Source organism: Stenotrophomonas sp. YJH_SMC_91 (assembly GCF_059368495.1).
Genome location: NZ_JCAFRT010000001.1, coordinates 668,383 through 680,868, shown reverse-complemented (window position 1 = coordinate 680,868; position 12,486 = coordinate 668,383). Strand labels below are relative to the sequence as shown.

Here is a 12,486-nt window from a genome sequence, read left to right as displayed (position 1 = left end):
CCATGCAGAAACCCGCCGTCACCGTCATGGTCAAGGCCGCCCGCCTCGCCGGCAACGTCCTGTTGCGCAACATCAACAAGCTCGAGGCACTGAACGTGGTGCAGAAGGGCCGGATGGACTACGCCAGCGAAGTGGATGCGGACGCGGAAAAGGTCATCGTCAAGGAACTCAAGCGCGCCTACCCTGATTACGGCATCTTCGGTGAAGAAGGTGGCGTGCAGGGCGAGCGCCGCCAGATGTGGGTCATCGACCCGCTGGATGGCACCAGCAACTACCTGCGCGGCGTGCCGCACTACTGCGTGTCGATCGCCCTGGTCGAGAACGGCGAGCCGACCGATGCCGTCATCTTCGATCCGCTGCGCAATGAACTGTTCACCGCCAGCCGTGGCGCCGGCGCCGTGCTGAACGACCGCCGCATCCGCGTGGCCGACCGCAAGGATCTGGAAGGCACGATGATCCACACCGGCTTCGCCCCGCGCGAACGCAGCCGCGCCAGCGCGCAGCTGAAGTCGGTCGACACCCTGCTGGTCCAGGCTGAGGACATCCGCCGCACCGGTTCGGCCGCGCTGGACCTGGCCTACGTGGCCTGCGGCCGCGCCGACGCCTATTTCGAAGCCGGCGTGAAGGCGTGGGACATCGCTGCCGGCCTGCTGCTGGTCCGCGAGGCGGGTGGCAAGGTCTGCGACTTCAAGGGCGCGACCCTGGGCCGGATGGACAACCGTGGCCCGGAGACCCACCAGATCGTTGCCGGCAACCTGAAGGTGGCCGAGTCGCTGCAGAAGGTGCTGGTGAACACTGGCTACGCGGCGGAATTCGACGCGAAGTTCTGAGGTTTCGCGTAAAGCGGTTCATGGAGACGGCACCTGCGAAGGTGCCGTTTTCGTATCCGCAGTGATCGTGCTTGTCACTTTCTTTGCTCGTGCAAAGAAAGTAACCAAAGAAACACGCCGCCAGGGCGCGAGCCGATGCTGCGCATCGGTACCCTGCGCTCCTCGGCCCGCCGAGGGACGGTGCGGGAACTCGCTGCGCTCAGACACCCGCACCTCTTCGCCCTCGCCGGACCTGCGGTGCTCGGCTCGCTCAAGGCGGGTCCCAAGGTCAAATGCCACAGCTGCACCCAGTAGATCCACGTCACGCGTGGATGCTTTTGCCGTTGAACTTGACTTCCAGTCCGCCTTGAGCGAGCCGAGCATCGCAGGGGAATCAGGGGCGGAGAGGCGCCGGTGTTTGAGCGCAGCGAGTTCGGCGCCGCCCCCTGATTCACCGAGAAGCGCAGGGTACCGGCGCGTAGCGACGGCTCGCGACCGGCGGAGCGTTTCTTTGGTTACTTTCTTTGCGCGCAAAGAAAGTGACACCCCTCCGCGGTCGCGGAAATGATCCTAGGCATCGCCTGGCGCCACCAATGCGTGCGCGCGCAAAACAAAAACGCCCGGCGCGAGGCCAGGCGTTCCTGCACTGCTTTACAAGTGAAAGCTCACGCCACCGTCGACGCCCGCAGCGCGGCGATGCGCTCTTCCAGCGGCGGATGGCTCATGAACAGCTTCTTCGCCGTCGAACCAGCAATACCGAAAGCGGCAATCTGGGTCGGCAGCGTGCTCTGGCCGTGGTTCAGCTGCAGCCGCTCCAACGCGGCGATCATCTTCTGGCGGCCGGCCAGCGAGGCACCGCCGGCGTCGGCGCGGAACTCGCGGTGGCGCGAGAACCACATCGAGATCATGGTGGCGAACAGGCCGAACACCATCTCCAGCACGAACACGATGATGTAATAGGCGAAGCCACGGCCGCCGCCTTCGCGGTTGCCCGACAGCGCGCTGTCGATGATGCCGCCGACCACGCGGGCCAGCACGATCACGAAGGTGTTCAGCACGCCCTGCAGCAGCGCCATGGTGATCATGTCACCGTTGGCGACGTGGGCGATCTCGTGGCCCAGCACCGCTTCGGCCTCGTCTTCGCTCATGTTGTGCAGCAGGCCGGTGGACACCGCCACCAGCGCGTTGTTGCGGTTGGCACCAGTGGCGAAGGCGTTGATCTCCGGGCCTTCGTACACCGCTACTTCGGGCATGCCGATACCGGCCGCCTTGGCCTGGCGCTCGACGGTGGCCAGCAGCCAGCGCTCGGTCTGGTTGCGCGGCTCGGTGATCACCACCGCACCGGTGGAGCGCTTGGCCATCCACTTGGAGAGCAGCAGCGAGATGAAGGAGCCACCGAAGCCGAAGATCGCGGCCATGACCAGCAGGCCGCTCATCTGGCTTGGATTGACCCCGAGCAACGACATCACGATGCTGGCGAGAATCAGGACCGCGAAGTTGGTCGCCAGGAACAGGGCAATGCGGGTAAACATGGGAAAATCCGGCTCGGAAGGGGTCGATACCGGTCAATTTGCGGTGTGGTCAGCTTGAATTCAAGCGCCAACCTGACCGACGATTCAGCCAGCATGACCTCCCCCATTCCCTGCGGTCGTTTCGCGCCCTCGCCGACCGGCCTGCTCCATCCCGGATCCCTGCTCGCCGCCTTCGGCAGCTGGCTGCTCGCGCGACATAACGGCGGCTTGTGGCGGCTGCGCATCGAAGACGTCGATCCACCACGCACCGTGCCCGGCGCCGCCGAGTCACAGCTGCGGGCGCTGGCCGCGTTCGGCCTGGTCCACGATGGCCCGATCCTCTGGCAGAGCACCCGCGGCGAGGCCTACCAGGCCGCGCTGGACGTGCTGCTGGCCAGCGACCAGGCCTTTGTCTGCCACTGCAGCCGCAGCGACCTGGCCGCCAACGGCGGCATCCACCCTCGTTGCGTCGCCCGGCAACCTCGACCGGACCCTGCCGTCCGCTTCCGCGTGCCACCGGGCAGCATCGTGCACTTCGACGATGGCCTGCGCGGCCCGCAGCAGCAGGACGTGCACGCCGAAGTCGGCGACTTCGTGCTGCGCCGCGCCGATGGCTGCTGGGCCTACCAGTTGGCCGTGGTGGTCGATGACGCCGCACAAGGAGTGACCGAAGTGGTGCGCGGCGCCGACCTGCTCGACTCCACCGCGCGGCAGATCCTGCTGCAGCAGGCATTGGGGCTGGCGGTGCCGCGCTACTGGCACCTGCCGCTGCTGCTGGATGCGCCGGGCCACAAACTGTCCAAGTCGCTGGCGGCGCTGCCGGTGGACAGTTCGCACCCGCTGCCCGTGCTGCGCCAGCTCTGGAAGCTGCTCGGCCAGGCACCCGGGGCGCTGGAACCTGCGCACGACCTGGATACGCTGCTGGCCACCGCTCGGCAGGCCTTCGACCCGGCACGACTGCCGCGGACCGACATCCTGTTGCCAGCCGGCGCACTTTCCGCGCCGATGTTGCAGAATCCCCCTTCCCCCACCCGACACCCGGACAACACTCCATGACATCTCGCGTCGCACTGGTCACCGGCGGAACCGGCGGCATCGGCACCGCCATCTGCCAACGCCTGGCCGACCAGGGCCACCGGGTCGCCACCAACTACCGCGACGAGGCCAAGGCCCGCGCCTGGCAGCAGGCAATGACCGAACGCGGCTACAGCGTGTCGATCTTCCCGGGCGATGTCTCCGATCCAGGCAGCGCCGAAGCGCTGGTGCGCGCCGTCGAGGCCGAGCTGGGCCCGGTCGAGATCCTGGTCAACAACGCGGGCATCACCCGCGACACCACGTTCCATCGCATGCGCGCGGACCAGTGGCACGATGTGATCAACACCAACCTCAATTCGGTGTTCAACGTCACCCGCCCGGTCATCGAGGGCATGCGCCGCCGCGGCTGGGGCCGGGTCATCCAGATCAGTTCGATCAACGGCCTGAAGGGCCAGTACGGCCAGGCCAACTACGCGGCGGCCAAGGCCGGCATGCACGGCTTCACCATCTCGCTGGCACGCGAGAACGCCGGCTTCGGCATTACCGTCAACACCATTTCGCCCGGCTACGTCGCGACCGACATGGTGATGGCGGTGCCGGAAGAAGTGCGCGCCAAGATCGTCGCCGACATTCCCACCGGGCGCCTCGGCAAGCCGGAGGAAATCGCTTACGGGGTGTCCTTCCTGGTGGCGGAGGAAGCCTCGTGGATCACCGGAAGCAACCTGGACATCAATGGCGGCCACCATATGGGTTGGTAAGCCGCGCCGGCCTCGGCGGCGCACACCCGCCGCCCCTGCCGATGGTCATGCTGCGCAGCACGCAAACCCTTGTTGCGCAACATGATCCCCTGTGAAAGCCAAGCCTGGCGGGGGCTGAGGCGGTTGCAACGGCTGCTGCACTGCGCCATGCTTCGCATCTACTGTGACGAGTGACCGCTTCAATGGCTGCGACCCGCATCATCAAGAAGTATCCGAACCGCCGTCTCTACGACACCGAGATCTCCAGCTACATCACCATCGAGGACGTGCGCCAGCTGATCCTGGACGGTGAAGACTTCGAAGTCCGTGACGCCAAGAGCGGCGACGACCTCACCCGTTCGGTCCTGCTGCAGATCATCGCCGACCAGGAACAGGACGGCGAACCGATGCTGTCCACCCAGCTGCTGAGCCAGCTGATCCGCTTCTACGGCGATTCCCTGCAGGGCTTCATGGGCAACTACCTGGAGCGCAGCATGCAGGTCTTCCTCGACCAGCAGCAGCAGTTCCGCCAGCAGATGGGCAACCTGCTGGGCCAGACCCCGTGGGCGATGATGAACCAGTTGACCGAGCGCAACCTGGAGCTGTGGCAGGAATTCCAGCGAAGCATGGGCACCGGTTTCGGTGGTCCGCGACCGGGTGGCACGGGTACCGGCACCGGTACCGGCAACAAGCCCAACGAACCCGGTACCGGCACCGGCGGCAAGACCCGCCGCTGAGCCGATGTATCGGCAGATACGAAAACGGCGCGCCCAATGGCGCGCCGCTTTGTTTTGTGCCCCGGGGGAGCATCAACGTTTCGATTTGCACCCCGTGCATACGCGTTCGACCTTGTAGCCCTTCGCCTTCAGCTTCTCGACCACGCCGTCACCGCCCAGAAGGTGCAGCGTACCGACCACCACCAGCGTGCCACCCTGCCCGGCCTGCAGGTACGGCAGCAGCTTCGGTACCCACGCATCGTTGCGCCCGGTGTTGATGCGCTGGTAAAGCTGCGGGTACTGCTGGCGCATTTCCGCGGCCATCTTCGTCCACAACACGCGCTCATCGCCTCGCCGCCAGGCATCATGCAGCTGGCGCGCCTGCTCATCGCCCTTGCCCGCCTGATCCAGCGCCTCGGACAGCATCTGTCGCTGCTCCTGCACGGTCATGCCGTCGAGCATGCCGATCTGGGTATCGATGTCTTCCAACCCAGCGGTCCTGCGGCCGGTCTTCTGCGCGCGCTCCATGAAATGACGGTCCAGGCCCAGCGCCGGGTCCAGGCCCATCTTCTGCATCTGCCCAACCGAAATGCTCAGGCCGACGAACCAGGGCTTCATGCCCTGCATCTGTGCCAACGGAAGCTTGTTCTCGGATGCGAACGCCTGCAGCTTCTGCCAGGTGGCCGCGTCGAGATCGCGCTTGAGCTCGCTGCCATCGGTGCGCACTGCAGCCTGCACCATGCGGCTGGCCAGCTGCGGCGACTGCATGTCCTCCGGCGACAGTTCGAACACGACCCGCTGCGAGGCCTCGAAGGCCTGCTCGACATCGGGCGACAGCGGGTAGTCCTGCGGTTTCAACAGGTGGAATGATCCAAGCAGGTATACGCGTGAATCACCCGGGCCGGTCACCTTCCACAGCAGCGGCACCGGCGGCTTGGCCGCCGCCGTGGCCGCGGCGTCGGTGGCCGGTGCATTGCGCGCCGGTGCCAGCGGTGCGATTGCAAACGCTGCCATCAGCAGCGTTGCACGGAACAGTCCCTTCAACGGCATCTCAGCCCTCTCCTTCAGACAGGTGGTAGGCCTTCTCGCCCGCTTCCATGCGCAGGTCCAGCCGGTTTTCCGGCGGCGCCAGCGGGCACGTGGCATAGGCGGTGAATGCACACGGCGGGTTGTAGGCATGATTGAAATCGATGCGTAGCGTGCCGTCGGCTGCCGGCGCATCGGTATCCAGGTAGCGCCCGGCCGGATAACTGCCGCGGCCACTGGTGCGGTCGGCAAAGATCAGGAACAGCGGCTGCCCGGTGGCTCCGATCGCCTCCAGCCGCCATGTACGGCCGTCGCGTTCGAATTCGACCGCGCCCGCATTGGGCATCTCGGTGGTCAGGCCGGTGATGTCGACAATGGGCAGGGTCTTGCCCGCCGGATGCGGGATGAAACGTGCCTGCACCTGCCAGTCCGGGCCACCCGGCCAGTACTCCAACCCGGCGAAATCACGGCGCGCCGGCGCATCGGCATGCTTGACCCGCAGCGCATCGCGCGGCCCGCGCCGGATGATGCTGAGCTGGCCCTTGCCACCGTCGAAGGCCAACAGGGTTGGCTGCGGATCCTTGTCGGTGTCGATGCGGATACGGCCGCGCACCGGCTGGCCATCATGGCTGACATCCACACCGGCTTCGGGCGTGAACCACCACTGGCTGCCCTCGCGACGCAGCAGGCCCAGCTTGTCCGGGCCAACCGTCAGGCGGATGCCGTTGGTGGCACCACTGCCGACGAAGTGTGATTTGTTCTGCAGCCAGTGCAGGCCGACCAAGGCCGTCCAGCCATCGGGTCGGGTCAGGTCCTGGTAGCGGGCCACCCGCCATTGCTGCTGCGCGGCCGCATAGGCCGGATCTTCGGTAACCTTCGGCGCCGGCGGTGTTGCCGGACTGCACGCGGCCAACAGCAAGGCGGCCAGCAGACCGCCCATTCCCCGATAACGCATCGATGCTCCCCTCAACGTCCGCGCAGGAACCAGCGGTCGATCTCCGCCAGCGAAAAACGGGCCCAGGTCGGCCGGCCGTGGTTGCACTGGCCAGACCGTTCGGTGATTTCCATGTCGCGCAGCAGCGCGTTCATTTCCGGCACGGTCAGGCGCCGGTTGGCACGCACCGCACCGTGACAGGCCATGGTCGACAGCAGTTCGTCACGTGCGCTGGCCACGCGGCGGCTCTGGCCGTGCTCGCGCAGGTCGGTCAGCACATCGCGCAGCAGCCCCTCCGGTTCGGCATGCGCCAACAGCGCTGGAATACTGCGCACGTGCAGCGATCCGGGACCGGCACGGGTCACCTCGAAGCCGAGCGCCGCCAACGTTTCGGCTTCACTTTCGGCGGTGTCGGCTTCGCGCTCGCCCACGGCGAGTGTGATCGGCACCAGCAGCGGCTGCGACTGCAGGCCGATACCGTCGTGCGCGTTCTTCAGGCGCTCGTAGCCGATGCGCTCGTGCGCGGCATGCATGTCGACCACGATCAGGCCTTCTGCGTTCTCGGCCAGGATGTAGATGCCGTGCAGCTGCGCGATCGCGTAGCCCAGCGGCGGTACGCCGGCGTCGGCACTGGTCACCGGCAGTCCGTTCTCGGTCGGCATCGGCGGCAGCGCAGCACCGCGTTCGGCACCGGCCGGCGCGGCATACAGCGCGGCATAGGCCGCCGGTGCATCGGCCACCTGCAGTCCAAGGGGCTGCTGCGGGCGCCAGCCGGAAAAACCACCACCACCGCCACCCGAGCCGGCACCGGGCGCAGGTCCACGCGCCAGCCCGAAACCCGATGCGCCCGCGCTCGACGTCATCGGTGCAGCAGCGGCGTCCACCGGATGCACCGGACCCGCACCGATCTCCTGCGCCGACATGCCGGCGCGGGTATCAGCCAGCGCGTCCTTCAGCGTGCGGTAGACGAAATCGTGCACCAGCCGCGAATCACGGAAGCGAACCTCGTGCTTGGCCGGGTGCACGTTGACGTCAACGCGGGTCGGGTCGAGCTCGAGGAACAGCACATAGGCTGGCTGGCGGCCGTGGTACAGCACATCGCCGTAAGCCATCTTCACCGCATGGGCGACGCTGCGGTCGCGCACCGAACGGCCGTTGACGTACAGGTACTGCTGGTCGGCGCTGGCGCGCGAATAATGCGGCTGCGCGATCCAGCCGTGCAGGCGCAGGCCGGCACCACTGTGGTCGACGCGCACGGCCTGGTTGGCGAAATCCTCGCCCAGCGTTTCGGCCAGGCGCGCATCGGAATACAGATCGCCCGGCTTGTAGCGGCGCGAGGCCTTGCCGTTGTGCGACACGCGCAGCTCGACATCCGGTCGCGCAAGCGCCAGCGAACGCAACCACTCTTCGATATGCCCCAGTTCGGTACGCTCGGCGCGCAGGAACTTGCGCCGCGCCGGTACGTTGTAGAACAGCTCGCGCACTTCCACGGTGGTGCCGGGTGCATGCGCACGGGGCGTCACTTCGCCGATCTTGCCGCCTTCGATCTGCAGTGCCGAACCGTGTTCGTCATGCGCGCGACGCGAGGACAGGGTAAAGCGGCTGACCGAGGCGATCGACGGCAGCGCTTCGCCACGGAACCCGAGCGTGGCCACCGATTCGAGGTCGTCCAGATCGGCGATCTTGCTGGTGGCGTGGCGCGAGACCGCCAGCGGCAGCTGTTCCGGCGCGATGCCACTGCCATTGTCGCGGATGCGGATCAGGCGGACACCACCCTCTTCAAGATCGATATCAACGCGGCTGGCACCGGCATCGATCGCGTTCTCGACCAGCTCCTTGACCACTGACGCAGGACGTTCGACCACTTCGCCGGCGGCGATCTGGTTGATCAGGATTTCCGGCAACGGCCGGATCGGGCGCGGTCCGGGCGCGCTCATGGGAGAGGATGGGCAGCAGACTTCATGGGTTGATGATAGCGGAGCCGCCCCGTGTAGAGTCGACTGTCAGTCGACTGCCCTCCGCCGGGCGGCGAAAACCCCGCGCTGCGCGCGTAGTCGACTGACAGTCGACTCTACAGAAAGCAGTAACCTGCCTTCGGCGGGTTACTTGCTGCCGCCGGCCATGGTCCCGGCAGCGTCGATCTCGGCCTGGGCACGGGCTGCGTACAGCGTGCCCGGCGGTGGCTGGCGGCTGAAGAAGGTGTGCACGCCATCGAGCACGGCGCCGGCGATCTTGCGCTGGTAGGCCGGGTCGATCAGGCGGCGCTCTTCGTCCGGGTTGGAGATGAACGCGGTTTCCACCAGCATCGCCGGCATGTCCGAGGTGCGCAGCACCGCGAAGTTCGCACGTTCGATGTTCGGCTTGTGGTTGTTGCCGATCCGCTTCAGGCCGCCCAGCACGTGGCCGGCGGCATCTTCAGATGCCTTCATGTAACCGCTCTGGGCAAGGTCCAACAGCACGTTGGCAAGCGTGCCTTCGGTCTGCTGCAGGCGCACGCCCCCCACCAGGTCGGCCGCGTTTTCCTTGTCCGCCAGCCAGCGGGCGCGCTGCGAAGAGGCGCCCTTGGTCGACAGCACGTATACCGACGAACCAGTGGCCGAACGGTTTTCGGCCGCGTCGGCATGGATCGAAATGAAGATGTCGGCCTTGTTTGCACGTGCCTTCTGCGCACGCATCGGCAGCGGGATGAACACGTCGCTGTCGCGGGTCAGATAGGCCTTCAGGCCCGGCGTCGCATTGACCTGGCGGGCCAGCTCACGCGCCACCGCCAGGGTGACATCCTTTTCGCGCTTGCCGGTCGGGCCGATCGCGCCGGGATCCTGGCCACCGTGGCCGGGATCGATGGCGACCACCAGATGACGCATGCCGGCCTGCATGCGGATGCGCGAGGCATCGCTGGGCATGGCCGGGCGCGGCGGTTCCACCGGCGTCGGCGCCGGTGCAGGCACGGTAGCCGGCGGCGTGGTCACCACGGCGGCGGTGCGCTGGCCGGCCAGGATCGCGGCCGGCGAGGAAGAAGGTGAGCTGCTGGCCACGGTACCGGCCGCCGCAACCTGGGCCGGCGCGGTGGACGGCGCCGGGGTCGGCGTGGCCGGTGCGGCGGCAGTGGCACTGGCCTGCTGCCGCACCTGCGCGGTCAGCAGTGCGGTCGCACGTGCGGCATCGGAACGCGACTGTGCGCTTTCAGCCGGGGTCGGCCCGGGCGTCGCCACCGGTGCCTGCGGCTGCACCGCCGGTGTCGCTGCCGGACGGCTGGCGGCCATGGCCGGGCCATCGCCCGGCCATTCGATCACCAGCTTGGATTCATTGCCCTCGCGCTGCATCTGCGGGCGGAACGGCGCCACCGATTCAGCGAGGTCGAAAACGACACGGAAGGTGCCCGGCACCGGCTGTCCGGTACGCACCGCCGTGACCACGCCCTGCGCAGCCGGCATCTTCAGGTTGCGTATGGCGCTGGAGTCAGGGAAGTCGACCACCAGACGGTTCGGACCGGCCAGAGAAAGCGTCTTGTAGCCGCCACTGCCGACCAGCGAGATCTCGGCACGGGTGCCGGTGGCGCCGGTATTCAGCAGGACCTGGCGGACTTCACCGGCCCACGCACTGACGCTCGCCAGACCCAGTCCGACGGCGGCACAGATAGCGATGAGACGGTTCCCCGGGCGCATGGCTCAGGATTCAATCACCGCGCTGAACGGAATGCAACACCTTTTTCCTTAATAATCCGTAACCTGCCGGTCTTTGTTCTCGTCAGCCGACAGAAATGGCCTGCAAGTCGCCCCCTTGGGGAAGCCGCTTCAGCCACTCATGTCCGACGTCGCTGGCTCCGGTGAGACGGACGCGGCGCCCCTGCCCCTCGATCTCCAACGCCACCACCAGGTCGGTCGGCGGCAGCGCGCCAGCGCCGCGTTCCGGCCATTCCACCAGCCACAACACCGCGCTGCCCTCGTCCAGGCCCAGGAAATCGAGTTCGCCGGCCTGGCCGATCCGGTACAGGTCCAGGTGCCAGGCCTCGCCACCGCTGGCAAGCGGATAGCGCTCGACCAGGGTGTAGGTCGGGCTGCGGATCGCGCCCTGCACGCCCAGCGCGCGCAGCAGTGCGCGTGCGGTGGTGGATTTGCCGGCGCCCAGGTCGCCGCGCAGTTCGATCAGCGCCTGCGGCGGTCGGGTTGCCGCCAGCCACTGCCCGAGCAGTTCGGTGGCATCGCTGTCGGCAAGGAAGAATTCAGTCATGAAGAGCGTTCCGGGTTGGCCAGTTGCCGCAGCGGCACCAGCAGATCAGTGGGAAGCATGCCGCGCGCGCCGTCGGCGGCCGCAGCGTCGCCGGCGAGCGCGTGCAGCAGTGCGCCAGTGGCGGCAGCGTCGAAGGCGGCCAGGCCCTGCGCGCGCAGGCTGGCAATGATGCCGGTGAGCAGGTCGCCCATGCCCCCCACGGCCATGCCGGGGTTGCCTGCAGCAATCAGCCGTGGCACCTGCCCGGGCGCCGTCACGATGCTGCCCGCGCCCTTCAGCACCACCACGGCGTGGAAGCGCTCGGCCAACGCCTGCGCACAGCGGTAGCGATCGGCCTGGATGTCAGCGGTACTGCAGTCGAGCAGGCGCGCGGCCTCGCCCGGATGTGGCGTAAGGATCGCCTCCGGCAGCGCGCGCGGATCCTGCGCCAGCAGATTCAGCGCATCGGCATCAACCACCAGCGGTTTGTCGCTGTCCAGCACCTGCGCAAACATTGCGCGTGCCCATTCGTCCTGGCCCAGGCCGGGGCCGATCGCCACCACCCTGGCCTTGTCCAGCAGCGCCGGCAGCACATCGCCATCTTCAAGCGCATGGGTCATCGCCTCGGGAAGCCGGGCCAGCAACGGGCCGACGTGATCGCGCCGGGTGGCCAGGCTCAACAGTCCCGCGCCGGCACGCAGTGCCGCTTCGGCCGCCATCGCGATGGCCCCACCGCTGCCATGGTTGCCGCCGACGCATAGCACGTGCCCGGATTCGCCCTTGTGGGTATTGACGCGGCGCGGCGGCAGCAGTGCCGGCAAGCGAGCCTGGGTCCAGTGCTCTGCGGCGGGTGACACGCCCTGCCATGCGGCCGTGGGTAGCTGCAGCGGCGCCAACGCCTTCCGCCCGCAATGATCCAGCGCATCGCCGGTATACAGCCCGCGATGCGGCACGATGAACTGCAGGGTCAAAGCAGCCTTCACCGCCTCGCCCGGTACGGCGCCCCGGTCGGCATCGACGCCACTGGGGACGTCCAGCGCCAGAACCGGTGCCGTCTGCGCGTTGAGGGCGGTGATCAGCGCCTGCGCCACACCTTCCGGCGCACGGTCGAAGCCCAGACCGAACAGGGCATCGACCCAGATATCGACCTCGGGCAGCACGCCGTCGAAATCGGTGATGGTGCCGCCGTCGGACGTGAATTCCGATGCTGCACGCTGTGCCAGCGACGTCGCCGGTGGCTTGCCCGGCAAGGCGATCACCGTCACCGCGCGCCCGGCCTTCCGTGCATGGCGGGCCAGCACCAGGCCGTCGCCACCGTTGTTGCCTGCTCCGACCACCACGCCGATCCGCTGCGCCTGCGGCCAATGCTGCAGCAGGCACTGCCAGGCGGCCTGGCCGGCCTGCGCCATCAGGCCCCAACCACTCTCGGCGGCCAGCGCCGAGGCCTGCGCATCAAGCGCACGCGCGGCAGCGGAATCGAAAAGATCGGCAAGGTTGGCCATGCGGGGA

The 12,486-nt window shown here is 67.5% G+C and carries 11 protein-coding genes; 4 read left to right on the top strand and 7 right to left on the bottom strand.

Annotation, left to right across the window (positions count from 1 at the left end; all coding sequences use genetic code 11):
* The first annotated feature begins 2 nt into the window (after window positions 1-2).
* Window positions 3-830: an inositol monophosphatase family protein gene (locus tag AC5P5X_RS03010; protein ID WP_005410386.1), complete on the top strand. Its 828-nt coding sequence runs from the start codon at window positions 3-5 to the stop codon at window positions 828-830.
* 644 nt (window positions 831-1,474) lie between these two features.
* Here AC5P5X_RS03010 and htpX read toward each other — a convergent pair.
* Window positions 1,475-2,341 carry a protease HtpX gene (htpX, locus tag AC5P5X_RS03005; protein WP_005410387.1) on the bottom strand — a complete coding sequence of 289 codons (867 nt, stop codon included), beginning with the start codon at window positions 2,339-2,341 and terminating at the stop codon, window positions 1,475-1,477.
* A gap of 93 nt (window positions 2,342-2,434) precedes the next feature.
* On the opposite strand from htpX, the gene gluQRS reads away from it, so the two are divergent.
* The 3 genes from gluQRS (at window position 2,435) to phaR (ending at window position 4,829) form a co-directional block, all read left to right on the top strand.
* Window positions 2,435-3,376 carry a tRNA glutamyl-Q(34) synthetase GluQRS gene (gluQRS, locus tag AC5P5X_RS03000; RefSeq protein ID WP_062606515.1) on the top strand — a complete coding sequence of 314 codons (942 nt, stop codon included), beginning with the start codon at window positions 2,435-2,437 and terminating at the stop codon, window positions 3,374-3,376.
* Window positions 3,373-4,113, top strand: a complete 741-nt coding sequence (gene phbB, locus AC5P5X_RS02995) for an acetoacetyl-CoA reductase (RefSeq protein ID WP_005410389.1) — start codon at window positions 3,373-3,375, stop codon at window positions 4,111-4,113. The genes gluQRS and phbB overlap by 4 nt, the downstream gene beginning before the upstream one ends.
* A gap of 182 nt (window positions 4,114-4,295) precedes the next feature.
* Window positions 4,296-4,829: a polyhydroxyalkanoate synthesis repressor PhaR gene (phaR, locus tag AC5P5X_RS02990; RefSeq protein ID WP_049451648.1), complete on the top strand. Its 534-nt coding sequence runs from the start codon at window positions 4,296-4,298 to the stop codon at window positions 4,827-4,829.
* A 72-nt stretch (window positions 4,830-4,901) separates the two neighbouring features.
* On the opposite strand, the gene AC5P5X_RS02985 is transcribed toward phaR, so the two are convergent.
* From AC5P5X_RS02985 to AC5P5X_RS02960, 6 genes are all read right to left on the bottom strand, one after another.
* The gene (locus tag AC5P5X_RS02985; RefSeq protein ID WP_062606513.1) at window positions 4,902-5,858 is read right to left on the bottom strand and encodes a TraB/GumN family protein; all 957 of its coding nucleotides are present in this window, start codon (window positions 5,856-5,858) and stop codon (window positions 4,902-4,904) included.
* Between the two features lies 1 nt (window position 5,859).
* Entirely contained in the window at window positions 5,860-6,789 is a 930-nt protein-coding gene (locus tag AC5P5X_RS02980) for a DUF1684 domain-containing protein (RefSeq protein WP_005410393.1), read from the bottom strand.
* Window positions 6,790-6,800: 11 nt separating this feature from the next.
* Entirely contained in the window at window positions 6,801-8,705 is a 1,905-nt protein-coding gene (gene mutL / locus AC5P5X_RS02975; RefSeq protein ID WP_005410394.1) for a DNA mismatch repair endonuclease MutL, read from the bottom strand.
* A 165-nt stretch (window positions 8,706-8,870) separates the two neighbouring features.
* Entirely contained in the window at window positions 8,871-10,433 is a 1,563-nt protein-coding gene (locus AC5P5X_RS02970) for an N-acetylmuramoyl-L-alanine amidase (protein ID WP_088430984.1), read from the bottom strand.
* An 82-nt stretch (window positions 10,434-10,515) separates the two neighbouring features.
* A complete protein-coding gene (gene tsaE / locus AC5P5X_RS02965) occupies window positions 10,516-10,998 on the bottom strand; it encodes a tRNA (adenosine(37)-N6)-threonylcarbamoyltransferase complex ATPase subunit type 1 TsaE (protein WP_033834691.1) in 483 nt (160 codons plus the stop codon).
* Window positions 10,995-12,479 (bottom strand): NAD(P)H-hydrate dehydratase, encoded by a 1,485-nt coding sequence (locus AC5P5X_RS02960; RefSeq protein WP_111189839.1) that lies wholly within the window; start codon window positions 12,477-12,479, stop codon window positions 10,995-10,997. Before AC5P5X_RS02960 ends, tsaE begins: the two co-directional genes overlap by 4 nt.
* Window positions 12,480-12,486 lie beyond the last annotated feature (7 nt).

Coding starts and splice junctions, on each gene's coding strand:
- phbB (WP_005410389.1), top strand. CDS start 3,373: ATGACATCTCGCGTCGCACTGGTCACCGGCGGAACCGGCGGCATCGGC.
- mutL (WP_005410394.1), bottom strand. CDS start 8,705: ATGAGCGCGCCCGGACCGCGCCCGATCCGGCCGTTGCCGGAAATCCTG.
- tsaE (WP_033834691.1), bottom strand. CDS start 10,998: ATGACTGAATTCTTCCTTGCCGACAGCGATGCCACCGAACTGCTCGGG.
- AC5P5X_RS02960 (WP_111189839.1), bottom strand. CDS start 12,479: ATGGCCAACCTTGCCGATCTTTTCGATTCCGCTGCCGCGCGTGCGCTT.
- AC5P5X_RS03010 (WP_005410386.1), top strand. CDS start 3: ATGCAGAAACCCGCCGTCACCGTCATGGTCAAGGCCGCCCGCCTCGCC.
- phaR (WP_049451648.1), top strand. CDS start 4,296: ATGGCTGCGACCCGCATCATCAAGAAGTATCCGAACCGCCGTCTCTAC.
- AC5P5X_RS02980 (WP_005410393.1), bottom strand. CDS start 6,789: ATGCGTTATCGGGGAATGGGCGGTCTGCTGGCCGCCTTGCTGTTGGCC.
- AC5P5X_RS02970 (WP_088430984.1), bottom strand. CDS start 10,433: ATGCGCCCGGGGAACCGTCTCATCGCTATCTGTGCCGCCGTCGGACTG.
- AC5P5X_RS02985 (WP_062606513.1), bottom strand. CDS start 5,858: ATGCCGTTGAAGGGACTGTTCCGTGCAACGCTGCTGATGGCAGCGTTT.
- gluQRS (WP_062606515.1), top strand. CDS start 2,435: ATGACCTCCCCCATTCCCTGCGGTCGTTTCGCGCCCTCGCCGACCGGC.
- htpX (WP_005410387.1), bottom strand. CDS start 2,341: ATGTTTACCCGCATTGCCCTGTTCCTGGCGACCAACTTCGCGGTCCTG.